Raw genomic sequence first — 23729 nt, 5'->3', positions numbered from 1 at the left:
CGCCCCCTATATGCCCATCGCCATCGGCGTAGGCCCGGCCTTTGCCGCATTTTGTGCACGGCTTTTCGCCTCGGCCGCTGCGCGGACCTCCGCGTGGCTTTCGACCACCAGCCGGCGCATGTCTCCCATGAACGCTTTCAGCGCTTCGCCGCCCGGTACTTGGTTCGACTGCTTGCACGCCGCGAGACACCCGCCATAAGCGGCGGCGTCAGGGTTCTGCGCTACGACGAACTCATCGAAAGCACGGGCGAAGACCTCGTACGGATCGTTCAAATACTCGCCATATTTGGCGGTGATGAACTGCCTCTCTTCCAGCCTTGACGTGATGATCCTCACGTCTCGCATGAACGGATGGCGTTCAACGGCGGCGGCGATCTCAGAAGCGTTCCCGCCATAATGTATTTGATGACCGATCTCGTGCACCAACGCGGCAGGCCGTGTCGGTGAGATAGTGATGCTGCCGGCCGCCAGTTGGTGTTCGGCGTTCCTATACGACATTATGGACGCCTGTCCGGCCGTGCCGGCGCTGCGGCGCGAGACCACGGGCGTCAGATTGAACGTCACGCTGTTGACACCGAACAGCGCGTCCTTCGGCAACCCGATTGCACGAGCCGCAGCGCCCATAGCTGCGCTGATCCGGCTCTTTGCCTCCGCCGCGATCTCCATGCTGACACCAGCTTGCGGCCTGTATTTGGCTGTACCGAGATCAGGAGCGCCCTTTGGCTGCACGAGTGCCCCATCATAGGCACGGTAGCCCAACCCGTCGCCGAGCATCTGCACGATGTCGCCGCGCAGGACCGCCGCGAGCGGCGGCTTCTCACCGGTAACTTCCGCAACGATCTCGACCGCTTCCTTTGAGCGTGCGCAGAATTGCGCCACCGCTTCTGGAATCTCCGTCAGATAGAACCGGCCGCCGGCGGCCATGTCCATGACCTCGCCAACGGCGCTTTCCCATCCGTCGCCATGACGCGCGGCGGCATGCACCGCCGACGCCCACACGAGCGCCGCATCATAGTCCCCACCGAGACGCACCAGCTCGTCGTAAACCTCAAAGCCGCGTCCCTCGAAGGGCAGCACCTTCGCCGCGCCCAATCGCGCGGAGGTGATCTGGCCCGCCAACTCGACCGTTCGCTTGGCATGCTCGATCAACCCTGCCGGTGCGCCGGGCAGACCGGCAAGGAGGGACTGTACCTTGTCCTGCACGTCTTCCTTTACCGCTGTTGGCGCGTTGATCTCCAGCTTGGGCATGCCCCGCTCGACAAGCGCTGCGCGAACACGATCCGGCCCAAAGAAGCAGGACAGGTGCTCGCTCACTTCGCTCAGTTTCGACACGGGGCCGTAGTGATCGAACACCACGCCAGCCTCGTTGTTCGCCCGCTTCCAGTAGGCGTCGAGCGCACGGCGCACGATTTCCGCTGGCGGCATCGTCGCGAGTTCGAGCCGCAGCGTCACATCACTGCCGATCTTCCTCAGCCGAACGGTCGCCTCATCTCCGAAATCAAACCACTTTGTTGCCATCTCACGCCTCCTACGGCGTACTGCAATTGTACGGGTTCATCCCGAACTGCATCTTTTGAACACGCCCGCTCAACAAGTCTTCGGTGAGATCGTCGTTCGCCGAAGGCTTCCCCCCATCCGCGTAGTCGATGCTCCACGCCCCCTTGAAATTCAGCAGTGACCCGTCACTGTTCGCAGCCTGCAAAAGCGCCAGCGACGAAACCTTGATCTCGCCTTCATTGTCGTCGCCTACCGCCAGTATGACTTCGTATCCACCGGCCGCGCCGTCTTGCGCTGTCCTGTCGGCCATCATGTACAGCCAATTGGAAAGCTTCATATCGACGGTCTTGTACCAGAGTACCGACCGCCCCGGCCGGATTGTCTCGAAGCCGAGTTCCTTCGATAGATAGTCAGGAAGCGACAGCCCGGAGCTTTCCCCCCGGATCACAAGCTCCGTCAGATCGTCCACCTTGCCGTGCACCGGCCCAAGGCGATCCGCGAGGTTGATCGGCCGCGCCTCTGTCTCATCAGGGGCGGCCTCGTCCTCGATCTCCATCTCCATTTCACGTTCGACGGCTTTACGCGATACGCCACCATCGTCGTCTTCGTAGTCTTCCTCTTCGTGAGGCCGCATCGCGATTCCTTGCCATCACTCGTTATGGTCCGGCGACATCCTCAAAGTCGCTGTGGACCCTTCCTCTACCTCCGCTCGCACGGCCTCGGCTCCGTGCAGCATCGTTTCACTGCTTTCCGCGAGCGCCCGGACGCGACTTGCCGCTTCCACGGCCGCGTCTATAGCGCTGGCGCTCAACCTGATCCTGCCCAAGCTCGCCGCTTCGGCAGCTCGCGCCTTCAAGGCGCGATCCTTAATATCGACCGAACCGTCATCCGACCCGGACGGATCAAGCTCGACTTCCTCGTCCAGCTCTTCCATGTCGCCGAACAGATCGTCCGGCTGCGGGTCCGGGATGTCCTCGTCACCGCTCTCCACAAGCGTGCTGCGGAGATCGTCGTCTTCGCCGCGCTGGTCGATCTTGAACTGCTCGATGTCGCGGCCTGCCATCGCTACTACTTCCCTGTTGCTTCGGCCGCCAGCAAGCTGGCCGACACGGCCGCTTGCCGTGCCAGAGATTCCGACACGACAGTCCGCAGCCGCATCGAAAGTGCTCTCAACCGGTTGAGTTCGACCGTCAGGCCACGCTCTGACTGCATCTGCAAGGCATTGGTCCACTTCGCGTAGGCCGGGCCGCCGCCATAATTGTCGATCAGCGCATCCATCGCCTGAAACACGCTTCCCGCCGTGTCGCCGATCCCCAAAGAGTTGCTTTGGTTCATCGCCGATACGGTGGAGATCGACACCAGCGCGGGTGAGCGCCACGCTTCCGCCTGCCGGGAGCGGATCAACTGGAATTCGCCATCCACCGTCCCGGACTGCGCGGGAAGCGGCTTAGCTACCGCGAAGCCGGCGAGCTGCTGGATGACCTTTGCCTTTTCGGCTGCCGATCCGTTTGCAAGCAGGACCGACGCATCCGTCGACGCCGGGTCCATACGTGCGGCGGCCTGACTTCTCGCATCCGGCACCGCGCCCGGCGCTACGTCGAGCGATTTGTAGATGGCAGAACCGCCCGACTTGTAGCCGGACAGCGCCGATGTGACCTTCTGCTGAAATCCGACCGTCGCGCAGGCGTTCGCGCCCTGTCCGCTCTCGTAGCTATACTGTTCCTTGATCTCAACGATCCGCTCATTACGGATTTGTTCGTTGACTGTGTTCACATAGGCTTCGTCGGCCTTTTTCGTCGCTTCCTGTTTGCGCGACTCTTCACCCGACTTCTGCCTGTTCACAACCTTGAGCGCGCCAAGAAGCTGCTCCAAGGTTAGCGCACCCTCTCGCGAGACGTTGTGTTCGAGTTCAATCGTCCGGTTGATCAGGTTCGTTTCCGAGATTTCGTGCTGTCGCTTCCAGAAGTCCACGTAGTAGCAGGTTGCCGCCATGGCGAATGATGGCGTCAACATCGTTACGGCGAGGGCAGCGAGACCGATCTTATTCATCATGCGTCTCCCTGCCCTACTGGTTCAATGCAGCGCGCTGGCTTCCGCCATCACGCACCTCGACCGGCGCGATCACGCGATCCTTGCCGGTTATGATGTCGTTGATCCGCGCCAGCGCGTAGCCGGACAGCGCCAGTTCGGTGCGAGCCGTCTCCTTTACCTGATACGCCAGCAAGGACACGTTGGCCGCCTCCATGCGAACCGCGTCGAGCAGCGCCCCGCGCAGCGGCTGGTCCGCCATCGCGTTCGCCCACTTTTCGCCGCCGTCATCGCCGGTCCAGTGGTTGACCATTTCTTGAAGCTTTGCGCGCGCGCCGCCACTGTCATTTTCCGCAGCAATAGACGACATGATCTGCACCGCGAGCGACCGCTTCACATCGTCGCCGTGCTTTCTCAAGGTGGCAACCTGCGTTTCAGCGGCCGACATATTCGGCTTTTCGAGGGGTGGCCCGGCCACCATGTCGATGTACCGCTGCGCCTCGCCGCTGTTTCCGTTGAACAGCGCTTCGGCATCGGTCGCACCGCTGCCTGTCGCTAGCGCAGCCCATGGACGCGGTGATCCCCATTCGCCGGGCCGAAATTTCGTGCCGCTCGCAAGGCCCCTTGTCCTGCCCTGCTCCGCTTGGTTGGCCTGATAGAAGCTCTGGCTCTTCGTAAGCAGCGTACAGGAATCGTACCCTATAGCGCTGTAACGCTCTTTCGCGTCGGCGATCTTGTAGGCCAATCGCTGCGTCGTGTTCGCGTTCGCTGCCGCTTCGCGCGATTTGGCAATGACCGTCGCCGACTGCTGGCCAGACCCCGATTCCTGCCGCGTCACCACCTTGAGCGCGCCAAGCAACATCTGGCGTTGCCGCAGCTCTTCGGTGATCAGCAATCCCTCCGACTTGACGATCTGCGCCGTCACCTTCGCTTCCAGCTCTTTTGTGCGGGCAATGACCTCTGCCGGCACAGCGCAGATCGCCGCACTCGCGACCTGTGGCATCAGGAACGCCGGCAGCGCTGCCCCGGCCAGAAGCAAGACCTTCGTCAGTCTCATTTATCGCCTCCCATACCGGAGATAACCACGCCCATCATCGCCGAGCGCGCGCCGGACGTTACCGTTGCCCGCAACCGCGCCTTCACCAAATTGATCTGATCGGACGCGGTTGACACATCGGGATTGATAGTCGGATACGGCGCGAGCACATCGATGTAATCCGCCGCTGCGACCGCCTCCGCCGCGCCGTACGTCCGGTTGACCAGAAAAGGAGCGGCATTGCTGTCGCCAGCATCGCGTGCGCTGCGCGCATCCGACTGGCAGTATGTTGAGCCGAGCTTTGCCTGCTCAACGTCCGTGCAGTAATAACCGACGCGCTTGAGGATTGAGTTGCGGGCCACATCCGCCGCATTGCCACCGCGAGAGATATAGCCGCTTTCAGCACTGCTGAAAGCCTGACGAACGCGCTGCTGGCTGTTCGACACGCCAGTCAGGCCCTCTCTCGAATAGGCCGTTAGGCATGCAGAGTCGCCCTGCCCCGTCTCATAGCTGTAGCGCTGTTTTGCCTCGGCGATCTTGTAGGCCAGCTCTTGCGTGTTCTCCGCATTAGCCATCGCCTCGGCGCTCTTCTTCGTCACCTGCTGGGTCTGCTGCTCCGACGCGGATACCTGCCGGTCGTACACTTTCAGACCGCCAAGAAACCGTTCAAAAGACAGTGCCCATTCCGTGATTGTCGCGTGCGCGGGCGAAGCCGCTGCCACGGACGACACTGCGGCGATGATCAGGAGCTTTTTCATTTGAAAATGTTCCCGAACGGAGAGCTGTTATTTTGCGGCTGCGTACCGGTGCCCGGCAGTTGCTGGAACTGCGATCCTTCTTGTGGGCCGGGCGGCGTCACCACCGGATTGCTGAACTCGCCCGGCTGGTTCGTTACCGATGCCTGCGTAAAGTCGTACTGCCCCATCCCCGGAAGGTCCGGGATGTTCAGCGACGAAATCGAGGATGAACCCGAACCCAGCAGATCGCCCATCTGTTGACCAACGAGAGACTGGAAATCGAACATCTGCCCGTTGATATTGCCCACGATCTTTTGGAGCTGTTCGTTCAGGATTTGGCATACCTGCTGCTGGGCTTGCTGGATCACGTTGTTGATCAGGCCGCTTGCGGCGGCGCTGAAATCAAAGGACGTGGGGATCAGGTTCGACAAGTCGAGGTTGGTCAAAAGGCTTGAACCGAGACACGAGTTGACGCCGTTGAAGAACTGCGACGAGTCCACCTTCGCGGCATCGAGCAATGCGAGCTGCTTTTGAACCGCCATGTCCGCTGCCTGCTGGATGGCGCAGCCGCCAGCTTGCGCGTTCGCCGGACTGACATTCGCCATCCAAGCTGTGCCGGCTATACCGGTCGCCAAGGCGATACCCAAAAGACCCTTCTTCATCTCTCATGCTCCCTTAGCGTTCGAGCCTAGCGTTCCCAGCTCGCGACGGCCTTCAAGGCGATTTTAACATTCTGCTCATCTATCATAGTCGCCAGAGCATCCGAAGCGCGTGACGACGCTGCAACCGCATTCGGATTGTCCGCCCGCTTCTGGCTCCATTTCCAGAATAGGTCGTTCAACGTCGCGGCTGTCAACGCCGCATGCTCTGCGCTCGCCATCTTCGTTGCCTTCCCTTACGGCATGCCTCGAACGATTATGAAATCACTCTCAGAAATACTGCAAAACACATGCGTTTGCCAACCCCTCCCCGTTCTCGGCCACCGAAGCACGCCAAGCCCTAAAAATAAGGGTTTTCCCAGCTTTTCCGGCTATTGAAGCCGGTGCTGGGACACAAATTTTGTGAAAATCTGTACTATCGACGGATGCGACAGCGACAATTTCCGGCCGGATGCCCATTTTCGGAAGGCGTTCGCGACCAGATCGCAGTCTGGTACGGTTCCTGTCGCGGCACGGATCACGATCTGCCTCCAGTTGGTGAAGTAGATCGATCCTTTCACCGGGAATGACTGTGCGTCAGGCTCGTTTTGGGCCGGCGTTTTGCGATTATCACCCTTTCGATCCTTATTAAAATATATAGATTCAGCTTTCTGGCGGCTTTTCTGGCCACCCCCCCCCACCGGGCCAGAGCCGCCTTTTCCGAAGATTTTAGCGCGCAGGAAGTCGCGGAAACGCAGCAGCAGCGGATTCGTGATGACAATACGCGACGGCAAACCCTTCGAGCGGCGCGAATGGACCTTGATCCATCCCAACTTGCGCTCCAGTTCGCCGAGATAGTAGTTCACGCTGGCTCGCGAACAGGCCGCTTCACGCCCAAGAGTTTCGCGAGCAGCCACGCATTCCCCCAGATCGCGGGCAGCAAACCGGCAAAGCGCCTCCAGCAGCGTGTACATGCACTTCGTCGCCAGCTTCGCCGTTGCCAGCTCCTCGCATAGCTCGCTCGGTAACTGGCCTATAATCCGACCCAGCCGGAGGCTCCGCTCGTGCAAGAGATCACGAGTTGGCTCGCCGGGCTGTTCCGGGCGCTCCGCCTCCCTGCGGCGCGCCGACAAGATACCCAAGGGCAGAAAGCCGATCTTCTTTTCGGGAAGCCTAAAAGCCGATTTTCCAGATCGGTCACGGCGAAGCCGCTCGATCTCTTCGGATATGAATTGGACCCCATCATCGTCCAGCCGCCCATCGCCATAATCGCGATAAGCGGTCGTCAAAAACTCATCTAACTGCTGGTTGCTGCATGTTCGCAGATAGCTCGAAACCGTGCCTCTATCGAGGCCGTTCGACACAGTGTTTCGCATCTTTTTCCCCTCTGACGAGGAGAGCACCGACCGCTTTTTTTGAGGCCAGCAGGCTTGATTTCCGGGCGCAAAAAAGATACGTTCACTCACAACGTGAATGTCCGATCTAACTAGGCCACCCTCCGGTTTCCAGATCGAAAGAGGCCAAATGGATGTTCAAGTCTCGCTAGCTTGCTCTAGCAATCGTACCAAAAAAGCCGTCTCCTAGTGGTCTTGGAGAGGCTTTTTTTTTGCCCTCATTCGATCTCCGTTCCAGTTTCAACGTGCACGCAACGTCCTGCGACTCGTTTCGCAAAACAATTACGTGCGTAGGAAGACAAACAATGTCGAATTTGTCAAATTTCGCCATTGTCTCTTCATCCTATAGACGGTGCCGCCGCACTGGCGCGGCGACTGTCCGTCCGCGTCTGGTGCTCGACATCCGTCGATACTGACATAACGCTCTCGACAGCCGCCCGCAGATCAGCCTCGGCCACAAGCTTGTCGGCCAGCGCGCGAGCTTCCATCTCCAATATTTCGTGACAGGCGACGTAAGCTCCCTTCAAGCCGATCACGTTGTCGGCGGCATCGTCACGCGCGGCAGAGCAGAGGAAGTTTGCAATGTACTGCTGATCGGTCAGCTCCTTGCCAACCGTGCTATGCCGCACCCGCGTCCTGTAGAACGGAGCGTTCGTCCAATCTGCCGCGACATTGCCCTTGGCGCAGGCGCGGTTTCCGCTCTTCACTACAGCGAGCATTTCGCCACGCGCGCCCGAAGGTACGATGAACGCGCCCTTGTCGCTCATGTAGCGCGTCAGGTTGACCGCGCCGTCCACGTCATTGTTGAGGTAGAACGTCACTTTCGCGTCGTCCTTCTCTTCCCTCAACCGCAGGGACGTGCGGCATGTCTGGCCGTCGCCGAAAGGGTCACTCCCGATGAAGAGACCCATGTTCACCACGCCCATAGCACGGACGCTCTGGACCAGATCGACGCGCATCGCGTCGAAACGACCGGCAACCATATTCTCGACCCAGCTTGCAAGCTCTGGCGGCTCTCCCTTCTTCCCGGCCAGCTTTTTTGCCATTGCCGCGAACTCGGCTGGCACGGCCGTGTCGGATAGGCGGCCGAGCAGATCAGCGGAAATCGCCTTGATTGTGCTGGCCCGGTACGTCTCCGTGGCTGCTGGCGAGCATGTTATCATCTGCGCCGCAGACGACAGGAACGACCTGATCCTCTCTTCGTCGGCAGGGACAAAGGCGACACGGTTGCCGACACTCGTGGTCAGCTTCTCCATGAGCTTCTTCGAGGCGTCCTTCTTCAAAAGGTAGCAGTGCCGGATCGCGCCGTTTTCGTCGGTGTACATCGCTTTCTCGCCGACACGCTTGCCGGCGAGCGTTGCGACCGCCGAGAACAGATTGCCTTCGAGGGTCATCATCGACCGCTTGACCTTGCCACCAGTAGCGCCCTCGAAAACGGCGCGCATCGTGGCGGCTTCCACGCACTCTTCCTGATACAGTGCGACCTTCTCCATGTCGCCAAACGGAGCGCCGGCCGGCAACGTTTGATCGACACGCGACAACTCGTCGGCGATAGCCGGAGACCAGATGCCGGCGACCTCCTGCATCAGGCCGAAGCCCGCTCGGCCGGTCACAGCGCGGCGGATGCACCACGGTTCGTCGCCCGCTGCCTCATAGGCCGCGTAGATAGCGGCCATCGTCACCATGAACCCCGTTTCCTGCCCCGGCACAGCGAACGACAGCTTCCACGATCCCAGATTAAGCGGCTTGCTTTCGTCAAAGGTTGCGGCCAGCAAAACCGCAGGGATCGACACGTCCTGATCGGCGTAAACGGTCCCGTCGATCAGATCGCTTGCCGCATGGAATAGCGTCGTCTCGCGAACATTGCCGATGACCGCAGGATTCAGATCGAGGATCGCGCCGGGTTGTAGCAGGTGGGCGTGGTCCTTGAGGAAAAGCGCTTTCTCGCCGGCTTCGACAACCTGACGCTCGAAACCTTTCAGATCCTTTGCCTTCTCCTTCAACTGCGCGCGCCGGGCGAATATCCCGTCCGCTTCCTCCGCAGCCCGCTCTACCGCTCCCATCGAGCGCAGATCGTCCGTGCGGAACATCACACGGTCAAAAATCTCGTCCGCGAAAGAGATCGGCATGCCCGGCGTGCCGGGCGCAATCTCTTCCAGTCGCTCGACAATGCTCATCACCCGGCCGGTTGTCGCATGGTCGGTGAGAAGATCGATGCCGCGATTGACGGCAAGGCCGATGTCTTCGCCGCGCAACGGCTTCACTGTTTCGAAATACTCGACGCGATTAAGCACGAGCGGCCGCTCCGACATCTTACGGGCGTTCTCGACGCCGGCAATCAGACGTTTTTCGAGCTTCACCCTCGCGCGCCAGTCGTACTCGCGCAGGCGCAGCGGGTTCTCGCCAAGCGCATCAAGTATGGCGACCCGCGTGCTGAACGCATTGTCCAGCTCGCTCATGATCGCCTGCTGTGTCCGCGTCGGAAGCGCTATCATACGACCCATCAGCTTCTCGGCGAAGCCGCGCGGGGCAGTGCCGTCCTCGATCAGCTTCTCGATGTCGGAGTCGAGCTTGATGTCAAGCGTTTCAGCAATGTCCGGGTTGTTCTGTAGGTACTGGTAGCAAACGACCTGACCCACCTCATTCAAGAGATCGAGCGATTCCTTGATGTTCGACTCGTTCTCGCGGGTAGCGGTGCTCGCGGCCGTCAGTGAACGGTTCTTGCGGTTGAACAACTGCGCAAGTCGGTCGGAAGACGCGAGGCCCTGCATGGGCACCGTGTAGAGCGGCGACGACACTTGGCCGACGCGATTGACGCGGCCGTCGATCTGCCGCTCCTGTGTCACGTCGCCTTGCATCTGCGCCTTGATCATCTGGCGGCGGCGGATGTCGAAGCCGTTCGCTGGTGACGAATGTACCGAAAGGCCGACAGCCGCCGACTGGTTGATGACCAGCACGTCAGATCGACCGTTGTTGAACTCGCGAACCACGTCCTGTTTCAGCGGCTTGCCGCGTCCCATTACGCGGAATCCCTTCTCGTCCGGTCGAACCATGAACGACCGGCCGGTGATTTCGCCCAGCGACAAGCCATGCTTTTCGAGCGCGACGGCAAGATCATCGATCACGCAAAGCGACAACATCGCAAAATCGTCGCGGTCCACACGGGCGTTGAAATCGGCCAGCCAGTCCTCGTACTCGACCAGCCGCCTTTCCTCCATCACGCCGAAGCCGTCGCACTCCTTCACCGTCAAAAGCCTGTCGGCCATGCGCTTCACGACATGGCCCAGATGCGGCTTTTCGGGGAGCACTACGCCGGAAGCCGAGATGCGCGGTGTCTCACCGTCCACTTCGGTCTCCGCCAGATTCGCGGCGACAAGATCGGCTACAAGCGCATCGCCCGTATTCGCGACGGCGACTACGGGCTTGTGCCCTCGCGCCAGCGCTTCCATCACCATGTCTTCCATGAAGACCCCGTTGATGGAAAGCGTCAGGTAGTTCGACAGATGATGGAACCGCGAGGCCGGCGACTGAATGTGAACATTCACGTTCCCCAACGCCTTCTCCCGCTCCAACTCATCGCGAACGTTGTCGCGGATGTCCGACTTCATCTCCTTTTCGCGCTCGCCGGCCCAATCCTTGATCTCGCGACCAAGGCGCAGCAATTCGGCCATCCGATAGGCAAATTGATCGACCTTTTCGAGCACTTGCGAGTAGCGGATAGGCTCGATGTCTTGGAGCGTCACGACTTCGCGCTCCACATCCGTATTGTCCAGCTCGCGCGCGATCAGCGACCCGCCGCGCGCCATCTCGTAGGAAAGTGCTTCCTGTAGTGCCAACGGCTCCTTTTCGATCAGTGAAATCAAAACCTCCGTTGGCATGCCCAGCGCCGGCAGCGCCGAGCCGTACACGCGCAGGTTCTTCGCCCCTTTCAGCGCGGTTCCCGACGCATAGACTGTGGTGCCGTCGCGAGCTTTCACGGCTTCGACCAGCCCCGTCAGCAGCTTGCCGACATTCGACGTTTCGCCCGCCGCGCGGTGCGACTCGTCCATGATCAGCAAAGGCGGCTGGTCAAGCGAAGCTATCCATTTTTCGATGATGGCCAGCTTCTCTTGCCGCCCGGCCGCTCCGAGCTGCGAATAGGATGACAGCACAAGGTTCACATCTGCGCTGATCCCGGCGGCGATCTTCTTCTTCGTCTCCGTCGAAGCAGCGAAAATGACGCCGGCACCTTTGCGCCGTTCGCCCTCGAACTCCGGGTCGAGGATCGAGGCGGAGGGCGAGCTGTTCATGATGAACGGCCGTACGACATCCGGCAGCTCGGCGGCCGGGCGGCGAAGCACCGTCGCCAGATCGCGGGCAACAAAGTCTGTGAACAGCGACGGGTTGTCCGTGAAGAATATCACCGGACGATCTTCCTTCATGGCCGCGCGCGCAAGCGCGGCGAGTTGCCGGCCTTTTCCGACGCCCATGAGATCGCCGATGATCACGGACTCCCCGCGCAGCGCGGCGTGGAGCGAAAGGCCGACACCATCGACCTGTCCAGCGTGGAGCAGACCACCAAGGTCCGCCTCGTCCACCCCAAGGCTCTCAGCGACAAACTTGTCGATTGGGCCGCGCCGCCGCTCAAGATCGGCGAGCGCCGCTGCGACAGGCTCCGCAAGCGCCTTTTGGATTTTCAGGTTCGGGCCGCCCACCTTCGAGGCAGGCTCATACGTGATCTGGAACGGATCGTTCTCGATCACAATGTCATCGAGCAGGACATCCGGGCTTGCGAGGAACACGGCTTCCTCGTCCGGCTCTTCTGGCTGCTCGATGACATCCGGCACCTGCGTCGTCTCTGGCACGTCCGGTTCGCCAGCAGCGCCAGCGACGGCCGGGGTGGTGCCAGGTGCGACTTCCGTTGCTGGGAGAGGGGGCGGAGGCGTAACCGTCTCCGCCCCCTCTCCCGCCGTTTGACCGGGGCCGGGGGGAGGGCTTTCCCCGGCAACGGCCGAACTTGGCGGCGGTGGCACTGGCGTAGTCGTCGCTGGGCCAGAGGGCGCGACTGGTGTTGCCTGACCCGGCCGCGCCCCAGCCTGTGTGGCAACGCGGCGCGCAGAAACCCCGCCGCTCCACCACCGCCGTACCTTTTTTGCCGGTGCAGGTGGCTGTGCTGTCGCTTCGGGCGTCGGTGCAGGCGCTTCGCTGGGGGAGGCACGGGAAGCTCCGCTTCTCGCGTCGAGCAAAGCGGCCATTTTCTCGGTCGTAGCATCCGCCCACGCGAACAGCTCGTCCGTGCTTCGCAGGACCGGCAGCTTGTTCGGCAGTTTGGCCGCTTCGGCCGCCGTTAAGGGGGTCTGCCGACGCGGGCCAACTGCGTACAGCAGCACCGGGAACTCGGCACCCGACTTCCGGTATAGCTTGCCGTCCAGAGCCACCGCGCCGGCGACCTCGAAAGTCGCGTTCAGATAGTTGTTGAAGAAGCGGCGTGCGCCGTCCAGTTCGCCTTCCTCGATCATCTCCGCAGGAAGGACCAAGAACGCCCTTCCGTCATCTCTGAGCTGTTCGAGGCTGTCGAATACGATCTGATGATCCAGACGGCTGATGCGGAGCTGCGTGCCTGCGCGATCTTTGACCGTCTGTGCCGGGATAGCCTCGAAAGGTGGATTTGCGAGCACGACGCCGAACGTCTTGCCCGGCGCATCGGGCAACGGCCGCTTGAACTCCCGCGCTCGGATATGCGCCGTCTGCGCCCCGACCTCGCGCAGCACTCTGGTAGCGCGAGCGGCGCGCGCCGGATCGATCTCGAAGCCGTCAATAGCCGCGCCGGCCATCGCCGCGCCAAGCGCGAGCGCTCCGTTGCCGGCCGTGGGTTCGAGAACGCTCTCGCCCTGCTGGATGCGCAGAATATCGGACGCCACCGCCGAGATCGTCAACGGCGTCGAATATTGCTGCAAGCGCTGCCGTTGCGCCGGCCGCTCTGCGTGCGGAGCAACCCGGTCGGTTATCTCGCGCGCCAGATCGCGCAGACGCAACCCATAGACATCGCTGTTCGAAGCGGCGATAACAAGGCCGGCCTCGATCTCTTCCTGAAATGCGAAGAGGCCCAATTCCGGCCAATCCAGCCCGCCAGTCACGTCACGGTGAAGCTGCGCGATCTCCTTCGGCGAGAACGTCTCGCCCGTCAGGATCGAGCGCACCACGCCGGCCGCGCAGTCCGCCAGTTCGGCTTCGTTCGTCGCGCGCAGAAAGCGCTCTCGATACGCTCCCTTGACTGTGCCGTCCGGCAAAACATCGTGCTCGTAGTGAACGGCGTTCTCGTCATTCACCGCAACGCGCCCGCCGATGGTCTCATAGACCGTCGAACCAGCGAGATTAACGCCGATCCGTCGAGGCGTTTCCAACGCCTTTATGTCAGCCGCGACCAAGCATGAACGGAAGCGCCGCATCATGCTGATATGGTCGCCTGTATCCACTGAAAACTCCGGTGCCGCCAAGCGCTCGCGAGAGACGCCAAGGCGGCTCCACAGCGCGGCAGGGTCACCCTCGCGCATGAACCGGACCACCATGGCGGTGGCGGTGTCCGCTCCGTTGTCGATTGTCGAAAGCACAGAACCGCCGAAGTCCTTCAAGGACTTCTCGACCTGTGCGCGCTTGGCCGGGGAGGCCACGATCAAGAGATCGTTGGCCGCCCCGTGCATCCGCGTGGCGCGCGGTATGAACGACGCGCCGACACCATCGATATTAAACTGCGGCAGCGGAAAAGCGACCATCCCCTCCGACCCCCTCCCCCGACTAGAAGTCGAGGCTGGCACCCGCGCCCATGCGCGGCTGCTGTTGGGCCGGTGCTTCTTGCTTCGCTTCTTCCTTCGCTTCGCTCTTTTGAGCCGGCTTCGGCAGCTCGATGTTGAATTGCTTCATATGCGCGCGCACCGCCAGCCGGCCGATCTCCATACCCTCCGACGATCTGCTGATCGCTCGCTCGCTCATGACCGCGTAAGCGGCAGGCCGAGCGAACGGCTCACCTGTCTTCGACACATGGTTCACTGCCGCCGCGCCCTCGAATGCGCCGATCTTGGCGAGCTGACCTGTTTTCAGTCGCTCGGCCACCTTCGTGAAGATCGGCACCGTATAGCCCGGCAGCATGGAAACTTTTACGCCGGCCTGCCGGGCGAAGTCGTAATCTTGGCGCAGCGACTGGACCAATTCCGGGTCGCCCGAAGCGTCCAGCCGCTCGGCCACCTTCTCGAACGGCACGTCGCAGAGCGAAGCGATCATCGCAAAGGCCGGGCCGTTCTTCTTGTCGAGCGTCGTCTTCGCCAACGTCTCTGCGAAACCGTTCGAAACAACGTATGCTCCCGGTTCGTCCGGCTTCTCTTCGCTCGCCGAGCGCAGGAAAGTGTGGCTGAACGCATACGTCCCATCCGGCTTCTGGACGGACGTGACCACGAGGCCGACACGGGGCATCGTGCCCCCGCTCCCAACCGGCGATACAGGCGTCAGTGCCTCCTTTACCGCCACGCGGTTCTTCTGAATATCGCCGCTGGTCAGATCGATTGATCCTTTCGGATCGAACACCTGTAACCGGATCGAGTTATCTTTCTCGAAGTGATCGAGCGCGATCAGGCCGCGCATGAGCGCCTGCGTTTCAGGGTTCTGCACCATCCCGTAGCCCGAATGGGCGTAATACTGGCTATTCGAGAAATCGAGGCGCACGTTGTTGAGCTGCAACACGCCGCCCGGTTTCACATGCGCCGTTGATTTAGGATCAGCATATGAGGCGATCTCGACGCGATCCTTGAACCGTTCCTGCCATTCCTCGGCAGTTCCGGTGAGCATCCGCGCGGCTCGTGCCGGCGTCATGAACTCGACGGCAAGTTCCTTGCCGGTCGCCAGATTGATGCCTTTGACGCCGCCGTCCGTATATTCGCGAACCTCTAGGTTCACATTGTGAAGGTGCCCGTCACGGCGGGGGCGGTTCCCGCCCTGCCCGCCGCCCTGATTATTCCGCGTTCCTGCCGCCTTAGCCATTTCCCGGTCCTTTCTCCGTTATCGCCGCTCGCGGTCGTCGCGGAACAAAAAAAGCAGAGGAAGTCCGTGCGCGGGCTTCCTCTGCTTAGAGTGTTCCATGGTTTTTCCGCGCTTGCACCAGATACGTCCGCAGCGATCCGAAAATCGCTGCCGGTAGCATGAAAACGCAGATTTCAAACGATTGTCAAGTCAGTCGTGTTTTGCAAGTCGTTTGCTATCGTCAGATCAAGCCGCGATGGCGTCCCTGATTCCGGCCAGTCGGCGCGCCGTCATAAGCCCGATCTGGGCGGCTGGCGTGCTTGTCAAAACGCTTCGCGTTGCGACCACCACGAGCTGCGCGAACGCCAGCCCAGCCGCCTTCCTCTCGTCGGGCCTGCTGATTACCGTTGCGCTGGTGAATACCACCCCGAATGCGCCGGCTGGCGATGCGTCGAGGCGCACTGCGAAGATGCGAGCCGCCTCGTCCATACCGATCTCGCCGGCAAGCTCGACCGTCTGGCCCATGATCACGGGCATGATGAAATCAGGTGACACCCACACGGAAGACGCCATGCTGGAGAATTGTGGAGATCGCCACGAAGCCTCCAGCGCCTTGCGGGCAACAGGGTCCACCAGATCGAGAAGCGCGGATGTGACGTGCCCGAACATCTCGCGTTGGACCACCCACGGATCACGCCCATCCTTCTGCGCCCGCATCCGCTCGACCATCATCTGCGAGACGGTCAGCTCCACCGTCCGAATAGCGAGGCTCGACGCCGGAAAACCCTGTCCGTCCAGCATGTTAAACCTTGTACCGGCCCCGGAAGACCTGTCGGATCATTATGCGGCGGATCGCCTCTCGCGGGGAATAGCCTGTCATGCGCGCGTATATCGAGAGCACGATATAAACCCCCCAAAAAAGGAAGAATAGATAGAACGGGTTCCTTCCAGTCATTTGGAGGAACATGCCGGCCAGAACGAATGTCGGGAAGATCAAGGCAACGGTCCCATGGAGACCCAGAGGCCCGTTCAAAGGTTCGCCGGTCCAGCGCCAGTTCTCACTCGAAAAGCTTATGTCGTCACTAGCCATTTCTTGCTACCAATCCCTCACACCCACGGGGCCAACACCGATCAGCACCCACGTCCAGATGGGTGAAACGGGAATAAACGCCGACGCCGCCGCCCCGGAACACGCGGCCGGCGATTGCCAATGCCTTCGGAGGATAACCCGGCACTTTAAAGTCGCCGGCTCGGCCGCCCATGTGCAGACTGTTGCGGGCGGCTCCCTCAATCGAACGATTGTGCGCTTGCGTACGAAACCCACTGGTCAGCACAAACGGGAGCACGCTGCCATGTATCTCAGCCATTGTGGATTGGACCGACGAAACAAAGTCGAAGAGCATCGGGTCAACCCACACCGCTTGATCGCCATCCACGCGGTCGCGCCAGAACCACGATAGCTCTGCGAGCGCGCGAGTGTCGTATTCGTCCCCGATTCGATACCGGGCGGCGATAGAATCATCCGTCCCCTCTCGTACGAGCTGCAACGAACCGAAACCGTGTGCGCGGGTATCGCGCTGCTGCGCACTAGGCGCTGCGCGCTCCGCCTCACGGGCCAAGCGTTGGGTCTCAGGCACCGACATCTGGGGTTCTTCGAGAGTGTCCGGCAGACTCGCCGTCTCTGGCTGCACCGCCAGTGGTACAGGCGGCGCAACGGCCGCAACGCGGCGCTCTGCGTCGAGCGTCTTGCGCCAATCGCCCGGCAGAATGCCGACGAGCGGCAACACTGCCGCGCTGCCCAAACCTATCAATATCTGGCGGCGCGGTAGCGTCTTCACAGTACACGCTCCGTTCTGGCATAGCCGTAGCGCTGCATCACCGATTGTGCCGTCTCTTCGTCTATCACGCCGGCTTTGAACTGTGTGCGAACCGCTTCGATCATCGCGCGACCGTTGCCACCCTTGCGCATGACAGAGCCGAGAAAGCCCGATGTGCCGACAAAGCCAAGCTTGATCATCTCGCTACGGATCGTGTCGTCGAGTATCACCCACTCGCGCAGGCATATACGCGAACCTGCGCGCGTTTTGACCAAGACCTGCGACACGACCATATGCGTTGTCGCTACCGCCATTTCGAAAGCTTGCTCGCGCTGGTCCATCGGGAACTTCCCGACGATGCGCTGAATAGCCAGAGCCGCCGTGTTCGAGTGCACAGTGGTGTAGACCGTGTGGCCTGTGTTGGCCGCTTCCTGTGCGGCGGCCATAGTCTGATAGTCGCGCTGCTCGCCGACAACGATCAGTCGCGGCACGCGGCGCATCGCTTCCTGAATGCCGATCTCGAAGGAGCCAAAGTGCGTAGGGATTTCGCTTTGCGCGATCACGCAACGGTTCGACACCACCGAATCGAAAATAAACTCGATAGGCTCTTCGAGCGTCACCACGTTGCCTTGGATTGGTGTGCGCTCTTCCATCACGCGGCGTTGCAGGGCCGCAAATGTCGTCGTCTTTCCCGAACCAGTCGGGCCGGACAGGATCACAGCGCCCATCGTCGGGGTCGATTCCTCGATGATTTCTTCTTCGAGCTGGATTTCCTGTACGGTCGGCGGACGAGAAGGGATATACCGGCACACCATCTGGCCGCCCATGTCGTCGCCGAACTGGCACGCCGTTACGTTCACGCGGAACCGATAGGTGCGATGCTCGCCGTGGTCATCACGCTCCGAACGGTCGCGAGCGTCAACGGCCTTGTTGAAGGCTCGGCCGCCAGCAAGGCGTGTTTCCAAATCGCTGCCGCCGCCGGCCATCATCTTTGCAGCACGCAGAAAATCGGTCTTGTCGTAGCGCCACTCGGTGAGCGCTATGAGTTCGCCCATCAGGTTCATCAGCACTGGCGCGCCAGTCTGAAAAATCACGTCCTGACACCGTTTCTTCGCGGCGTAGCACAGGATCGCCATCACATCTTCGGCGTTCTCTGTGATCCCGAAGTTTTGCGACAAGTCGCGGCGACCGGACCACACCCCTATGGGCCGTGTGCCGTCCGCTTCGCGCAGCAATTCGAGGTTAATTTCGTTCACTCGACCGTCCGTCTCTATTTCTGCTTCGCCTTGCCCATGAAGTTCTTGTAGGTCGGCCGCATTGTCACATCCGCAGACCCTACAGGAAATGATCCCGCCCCGGCCTGTGGCCGGAACTTTGGTGTTACAACGAGTTCGATCCGGCGCATGCCGACAAGCGCGACCGTGCCATTCTTCGATACGCGAAGGGCGCGACCGTTCTCGACTGTGCTCGGCATCGAGATCGCGCCGCGCCGCGCCAGATCATGATAGCGCAACATGCCCTCATAATCACGTCGCATGCGGCGGACGGCCTCTTTGAACGACGCGCGGGCCTCGGCAATCCCCGTAGCCATCCCGTCGCGATAGCCTTTGTCCCACGCCCTCTCGTCTTCCTTCGAACGTGGATGCACATCCACCCCGTTCTGATCATTCGCCTGCATGTACAGGTATGTCCGCCATGTTGGGGGCTGCGCCGTGACACGCGGCGGCGAAGCGATCTCGAAACGGCCTAGTGAAAGCTCAAGCACGCGCGGGCCGTTCTTCTCCACCCGGTCGCCCGTCAACAGCACGACCGGGGGCACGACATAATCCGAGATCATAAGATCGGGAAAAGCATAGGTCCGATCCAGCCAGCCGGCCTGCTTGTTCAGACTGTCGTTGATCCTCGCAGACTCCTGCGAAAACCCATCCCGGACACCAGCGATACGCGCGGAACGCTTCATCAACTGCTCACGGGCCGGCCCTTGGCCGCCCAAACCCGATCCGGGCGACGGCTGTGGGCCGCGACTTGTCGGCGTCTGACCACGCATACGAACCGAAGGATCAACGGTGATCTCGGGGCCGTTCTCGCGAGCACCGCCAGAAGACAACACTTCGCCAGTTGCGGGGTCTCGCATGACCGATTGGCCCGGCATCCCCGGCATGTTCACATTCGCCTCGCCACCCGGATAGCCGGGGTAGCCCGGTGGTGGATAGCCGGGATAGCCGGGATATGCAGGATAGCCGGGATATGCAGGTGGGTAGCCGGGGTAGCCCGCAGGCGGGTAGCCCGGATACGCCGGATAGACCGGATACGCCCCAGCGGCCTGCTGGCCATAAACGTTCTGTCGAACAGGAGTACCGTTATCCTGCGCAAGCGCTGGTACGGACGTGCTGATCATGAGACCCGCGACCAACGTCGCGACGGAGGATCGCATTACGACCACTTGATGGCTCCCCCTATCAAATTCGCCACTGGCATCAACAACTCTTCCTTCATCCCCTTCCGACCGGAAGATCGGCCACCTTTCGCGTTCAACGACCGGAAGCCGATGAAAGCCAAGCGGGCCAGCTCATAGGGCTGGAGACGTGGAGGCAACCTGTCCAGATAATCGAACAACCCGTCGCCCAGCGTGTCCACGGACACCTCTACGGTGTAACCCTCGTGCTGCTCTTTCCCCGTCATCGCGCCGGATTCCCCCAGCGTTTGCCGCTTCTGAACAGGCCCCGCACTATACTCGTTTCACTTTGAATCGCAATGCGAGAAACATAATCGTTTTCCTCGCCGTCGCGTCTCTCGAAGACTGTTGCGTGCCCGCCACTAAACACTACAAGTTCCGACCCGGCTGACGCTATCGAGCGCGCCAGCGCAGGCAGCACTTTTTCACGCGCCGCTGTAGCAGCCATATCAATATAAACGCCAATGTCCAACCGGTTGCGTGGACCGCGCACGAAGCGATTTGCCATCGCCTCGACCACGCCCGACACCTGCGACCTCATGCGCGATTCGACATCAGAACAAACCGCCCTTTCGATTGCAAAGTCGAGGGCGATTTCGTCAGTCGCTATGTCCGTCACGCCCTTGGCTCCCCGCGTCACGTGAGCAATCCGCAAGGCGCGGGGAGAGCAATCGACCACGCTAAAGCGTGTCTGCTTGACCGCCCGTTCTGATAATTCAATCCCCCCCGAAGAAGACAGGATCAGATCAGCAAGGACCGCCTCGCGAGGCGGCATAACACCGATCCGGGTAGGCGGTGTAATCGCTTTCCCGTCCCGCAGTCGGACCTTCGACAGAGCGGCGCGAACATCTTCCGTTGATACGTTGCACACATTCTCGCTGACTGTGAGCATCAGAACGTCAATGGCATCGACGCCCGTCGCGATAACGACACCGCCCACGAGCGCTGCCAACACTTCGCTGGGCGACAGAGCAGGAGCGATTTCTCGTTCAACAAACCCCAAGCGGCTGCTTACATCACCGACCCGCGCGATCCCGCCTCGGATGAGCACTGCGCGGGGTGGAGCCTCGCGACCGTCAACGTCCCGCTCGCCCATGGCAACACGTGTCGGAAAACAAACCCGGCGAGAGCCGCCCGGCGCGCTCACCGCCGCCTTGGTCATAACCTCTCCGATGTCAATCGCCAGAACAGCCGCCCGCCCTGACATGCCGTCAAACCTCAGAGGCAGCGTCCTGTGCGGGCGCATCCGGCGCGGGCGGAAAAACCTTCTTCGCATCCGTCGAGGCCGGTGTAGCGACAGGCGGCATTCCGTCTCTCAATGTGTCTGTCACGAACTTATCGGTCGAGGCCGTGGACGTGGTTTGGCAACCCGCCAGTGAAAGGCCAACGAGGAAGAGGGCAGCAAGTTTCTTAGGCATCAGAGACTCCGAAGTCAGCATCGTTCTATTATGATTACCACTATCCCGGACATAATGAAAAGCGGTTTCCGACATCTGCGTTACGAATAACGCACGAGCGTTGCAAATGACGCACTTGCGATTCAAACACCATTGCGATAGAAGTTTATAACGCATCGATACGTAAACGTGGGCGAATAGATGGGTCTATCGACCAGAACAGAAAGCGCATACAGGCGAGTGGCAGATCGCATGGATCGCGCTTTGAGTGCAGCCGGGCTTGCGGCGACACCAGCGAATTACATCGCGGTGATGACCGCCGAGCAGCCATCATTGGCGAATGCGACTTGGCGTTTTATGCGGGCTGCGGTGAAGTGGTGGATTGGCGAGACGATTAGTGTTGCCGCAGCGGGCGAATTTACCGCTGCATTTCCGAACGCGCGGCCTCCCGTTAAAGCGCGCATTCGGTATCCAAAGAAGTTGCCAAATAAGATCGCCGATATGATGACCGCGTATTTACGAAGCGGGCGACGTGGGCGCAACAAAGCGCTAGCCGCAGACCTCCTTGAAGCTGGCACTCTCACTGGCTTACGGCCCTGTGAATGGGCTGGCGCTACATTGCGCGGGACAACGCTGATTGTGCCTAATGCGAAGTATCGGCCGGGCATCTCCGGTAATGGCGTACAGCGGGAGTTGAGCTTACTGAAAGAGAACCTGACGACGCGTCAGATCGCGACGATCAAGCGGGTACTGAGCGAGCTAAATGGAACACGTTGGGAGGTTATCGGGGGCAACGTGAGGCGCGCATTTAACAACGCCAAGAAGGCGCTGTTGCGCGCTCGGACGATCACACCGAAGGAGGCGCGGACGCGCATCTATGAGGCACGACATCAGTTCGCGGCAAATGCTAAACGCGATCTTGATTATCGTGGCGGAGAGGTTGCGGCAGCTATGGGACAGCGTAGCGCAATGACCGCGAAGGCTGCTTATGGAAATCGCAGCCGAGCGGGTTCGCGAACCCCGGTGAAGCCAAGCGCTGATAGCGTGAAACGTGTTGACGGGAAGTCTGTTGGACGGCTCCAGCGAGCACTTGCGCGGGTAACGAATTTCTTCGCGGCGAAGAGCGTTCGCGGCGATGTTGCGAGGTCTCCGAACCAAAGTGCCGCGACGACAGTTCCGAAGCCCACGCTGACCCGTCCGCACAAGCGCGAATAAGGTGCAATCGAAGAGTGAAAAAGGGTTGGTGGTATAGGGCGCGTTTGGTATAGTTCGCCGTGCGAGAGACAGTGCATGGAGAGTAGCGGTGGCGAAACAGGCGGACGTGGTGACTGACGTGGCGAAAGCGAAGGCGCTTTTCCAGAAAGCCTTGCAGGATTATCAGACCGGAATCACTACCACTTCACAGAAGGGGCGTGATGCAAAGCTGATCCACGACATCCTGTCGGAGGGTGGCGAAGCACCCACCGCAGTATTTGCGACTGTCTTCACGGACCTGTATAAGGTGCCTAGAGAGCGTGCCACGTCGAGGGTCCAAGCAGCGTTGAAATTGCTCACGGAAACCAAGCGTGTCGAGGTAGTCTCTAGCAGCCGGCCTCGCTTCTTCAAGGCGACGGCCGAGGCGAGTAACGGGTGATTGGCCATGGATGGAATGCAGACCACTCAGCAGGTGCGGCGCTACACCAAGGACGGTTGGTTGATTAGGCCGGGGCGGGATCAGCTACCACCGCGCGAGATCGATATTTCTTTGCCGGTGATCCCCTTGCGGTTTGCCGTGCCCATCGACGTGCTTTTGAACATCGAGCTGGAGCCATTGCCCGCGCCGCAGCCAGACGTGATGTTGCGGGTCAATCATCCTGCCACAGGTGCCGTCTTGCAGGCGCGGTTGTCGGGAAAAGTGGTTCGCAAACAGGTGGGCTCTGTTGCAAAGATTGGCGGCAGTCAGAGGTAGGCTGTCGCTCTGCGCCGATCAGGCGGCTGCTGCGAAATGGTGGTTGAGCATGCCCATGGCCTCCGTCAGCGCCGAGGGCCCAATGCCAAAAGCTCTCTCCACAAGGCGCACCTCGCCCCTGATGCCGGGCTGCAGGCACCAGGGGCGAGCCTGTCCTTTGCGCAGGGCTCGCATGACTTCGAATCCCTTGATCGTGGCATAGGCCGTGGGGATCGATTTGAAACCGCGCACCGGCTTGATCAGTATCTTGAGCTTTCCGTGATCGGCCTCGATCACGTTATTGAGATACTTCACCTGCCGGTGGGCCGTCTCCCGGTCCAGCTTTCCTTCGCGCTTCAATTCGGTGATCGCTGCACCATAGCTCGGCGCTTTGTCGGTATTGAGCGTGGCAGGCTTTTCCCAGTGCTTCAGGCCTCGCAGGGCCTTGCCCAGGAACCGCTTCGCTGCCTTGGCGCTGCGGGTCGGCGACAGGTAGAAATCGATCGTGTCGCCCCGCTTGTCGACTGCCCGGTACAGGTAGGTCCACTTGCCCCGCACCTTGACGTAGGTTTCATCCAGGCGCCAGCTCGGATCAAAGCCACGCCGCCAGAACCAGCGCAGCCGCTTCTCCATCTCCGGGGCGTAGCACTGGACCCAGCGATAGATCGTCGTATGGTCGACCGAAATGCCGCGTTCCGCCAGCATTTCCTCAAGGTCGCGATAGCTGATCGGATAGCGACAATACCAGCGCACCGCCCACAGGATCACATCACCCTGGAAATGGCGCCACTTGAAATCCGTCATCGTTCCGTCC

At 60.8% G+C, this 23729-nt stretch carries 22 protein-coding genes; 3 read left to right on the top strand and 19 right to left on the bottom strand.

Annotated features, from left to right (window positions below; translation table 11 throughout):
• Positions 1–6 precede the first annotated feature (6 nt).
• The 18 genes from ABWW28_RS22950 to ABWW28_RS22865 form a co-directional block, all read right to left on the bottom strand.
• The gene (locus ABWW28_RS22950; RefSeq protein WP_353392371.1) at positions 7–1518 is read right to left on the bottom strand and encodes a hypothetical protein; all 1512 of its coding nucleotides are present in this window, start codon (positions 1516–1518) and stop codon (positions 7–9) included.
• Between the two features lie 10 nt (positions 1519–1528).
• Entirely contained in the window at positions 1529–2131 is a 603-nt protein-coding gene (locus ABWW28_RS22945) for a hypothetical protein (RefSeq protein ID WP_353392370.1), read from the bottom strand.
• Positions 2132–2146: 15 nt separating this feature from the next.
• Positions 2147–2560 carry a hypothetical protein gene (locus ABWW28_RS22940; protein WP_353392368.1) on the bottom strand — a complete coding sequence of 138 codons (414 nt, stop codon included), beginning with the start codon at positions 2558–2560 and terminating at the stop codon, positions 2147–2149.
• Positions 2561–2565: 5 nt separating this feature from the next.
• On the bottom strand, positions 2566–3549 hold the full coding sequence (locus tag ABWW28_RS22935) for a hypothetical protein (RefSeq protein WP_353392366.1): 984 nt from the start codon (positions 3547–3549) through the stop codon (positions 2566–2568).
• Between the two features lie 13 nt (positions 3550–3562).
• Entirely contained in the window at positions 3563–4582 is a 1020-nt protein-coding gene (locus tag ABWW28_RS22930) for a hypothetical protein (protein WP_353392364.1), read from the bottom strand.
• On the bottom strand, positions 4579–5319 hold the full coding sequence (locus ABWW28_RS22925) for a hypothetical protein (protein WP_353392362.1): 741 nt from the start codon (positions 5317–5319) through the stop codon (positions 4579–4581). Before ABWW28_RS22925 ends, ABWW28_RS22930 begins: the two co-directional genes overlap by 4 nt.
• On the bottom strand, positions 5316–5960 hold the full coding sequence (locus ABWW28_RS22920; RefSeq protein ID WP_353392361.1) for a hypothetical protein: 645 nt from the start codon (positions 5958–5960) through the stop codon (positions 5316–5318). The genes ABWW28_RS22925 and ABWW28_RS22920 overlap by 4 nt, the downstream gene beginning before the upstream one ends.
• Before the next feature lie 26 nt (positions 5961–5986).
• On the bottom strand, positions 5987–6178 hold the full coding sequence (locus ABWW28_RS22915; protein ID WP_353392359.1) for a hypothetical protein: 192 nt from the start codon (positions 6176–6178) through the stop codon (positions 5987–5989).
• A 150-nt stretch (positions 6179–6328) separates the two neighbouring features.
• The gene (locus ABWW28_RS22910) at positions 6329–7402 is read right to left on the bottom strand and encodes a hypothetical protein (RefSeq protein ID WP_353392357.1); all 1074 of its coding nucleotides are present in this window, start codon (positions 7400–7402) and stop codon (positions 6329–6331) included.
• A gap of 266 nt (positions 7403–7668) precedes the next feature.
• The gene (locus tag ABWW28_RS22905; protein WP_353392355.1) at positions 7669–14082 is read right to left on the bottom strand and encodes a strawberry notch-like NTP hydrolase domain-containing protein; all 6414 of its coding nucleotides are present in this window, start codon (positions 14080–14082) and stop codon (positions 7669–7671) included.
• A 22-nt stretch (positions 14083–14104) separates the two neighbouring features.
• Positions 14105–15340, bottom strand: a complete 1236-nt coding sequence (locus ABWW28_RS22900) for a hypothetical protein (protein ID WP_353392354.1) — start codon at positions 15338–15340, stop codon at positions 14105–14107.
• A gap of 225 nt (positions 15341–15565) precedes the next feature.
• On the bottom strand, positions 15566–16120 hold the full coding sequence (locus tag ABWW28_RS22895; RefSeq protein WP_353392352.1) for a hypothetical protein: 555 nt from the start codon (positions 16118–16120) through the stop codon (positions 15566–15568).
• 281 nt (positions 16121–16401) lie between these two features.
• Positions 16402–17157 carry a YcbK family protein gene (locus tag ABWW28_RS22890; protein WP_353392350.1) on the bottom strand — a complete coding sequence of 252 codons (756 nt, stop codon included), beginning with the start codon at positions 17155–17157 and terminating at the stop codon, positions 16402–16404.
• Positions 17154–18392 carry an ATPase, T2SS/T4P/T4SS family gene (locus ABWW28_RS22885; RefSeq protein ID WP_353392348.1) on the bottom strand — a complete coding sequence of 413 codons (1239 nt, stop codon included), beginning with the start codon at positions 18390–18392 and terminating at the stop codon, positions 17154–17156. The genes ABWW28_RS22890 and ABWW28_RS22885 overlap by 4 nt, the downstream gene beginning before the upstream one ends.
• Positions 18393–18406: 14 nt before the next feature.
• Entirely contained in the window at positions 18407–19570 is a 1164-nt protein-coding gene (locus ABWW28_RS22880; protein ID WP_353392450.1) for a type IV secretory system conjugative DNA transfer family protein, read from the bottom strand.
• Positions 19570–19818 carry a hypothetical protein gene (locus ABWW28_RS22875; RefSeq protein WP_353392346.1) on the bottom strand — a complete coding sequence of 83 codons (249 nt, stop codon included), beginning with the start codon at positions 19816–19818 and terminating at the stop codon, positions 19570–19572. Before ABWW28_RS22875 ends, ABWW28_RS22880 begins: the two co-directional genes overlap by 1 nt.
• Positions 19815–20753, bottom strand: a complete 939-nt coding sequence (locus ABWW28_RS22870; RefSeq protein WP_353392344.1) for a hypothetical protein — start codon at positions 20751–20753, stop codon at positions 19815–19817. The genes ABWW28_RS22875 and ABWW28_RS22870 overlap by 4 nt, the downstream gene beginning before the upstream one ends.
• A 49-nt stretch (positions 20754–20802) precedes the next feature.
• A complete protein-coding gene (locus ABWW28_RS22865) occupies positions 20803–21009 on the bottom strand; it encodes a hypothetical protein (protein WP_353392343.1) in 207 nt (68 codons plus the stop codon).
• Positions 21010–21240: 231 nt separating this feature from the next.
• On the opposite strand from ABWW28_RS22865, the gene ABWW28_RS22860 reads away from it, so the two are divergent.
• The 3 genes from ABWW28_RS22860 to ABWW28_RS22850 all read left to right on the top strand — a co-directional run bounded on the left by ABWW28_RS22860 (position 21241) and on the right by ABWW28_RS22850 (position 22936).
• Complete coding sequence (locus ABWW28_RS22860; RefSeq protein ID WP_353392341.1) at positions 21241–22203, top strand: hypothetical protein; 963 nt, start codon at positions 21241–21243, stop codon at positions 22201–22203.
• 88 nt (positions 22204–22291) lie between these two features.
• Positions 22292–22621: a hypothetical protein gene (locus tag ABWW28_RS22855; protein WP_353392339.1), complete on the top strand. Its 330-nt coding sequence runs from the start codon at positions 22292–22294 to the stop codon at positions 22619–22621.
• 6 nt (positions 22622–22627) lie between these two features.
• Positions 22628–22936 (top strand): hypothetical protein, encoded by a 309-nt coding sequence (locus ABWW28_RS22850; RefSeq protein ID WP_353392337.1) that lies wholly within the window; start codon positions 22628–22630, stop codon positions 22934–22936.
• An 18-nt stretch (positions 22937–22954) separates the two neighbouring features.
• Here ABWW28_RS22850 and ABWW28_RS22845 read toward each other — a convergent pair whose 3' ends face one another.
• Positions 22955–23719 carry an IS6-like element IS6100 family transposase gene (locus tag ABWW28_RS22845; RefSeq protein ID WP_001389365.1) on the bottom strand — a complete coding sequence of 255 codons (765 nt, stop codon included), beginning with the start codon at positions 23717–23719 and terminating at the stop codon, positions 22955–22957.
• Between the last annotated feature and the right edge of the window lie 10 nt (positions 23720–23729).

The organism is Brucella sp. NBRC 14130 (assembly GCF_040371715.1).
GTDB lineage: Bacteria > Pseudomonadota > Alphaproteobacteria > Rhizobiales > Rhizobiaceae > Brucella > Brucella intermedia.
This window is presented reverse-complemented; position numbering and strand designations above follow the sequence as displayed.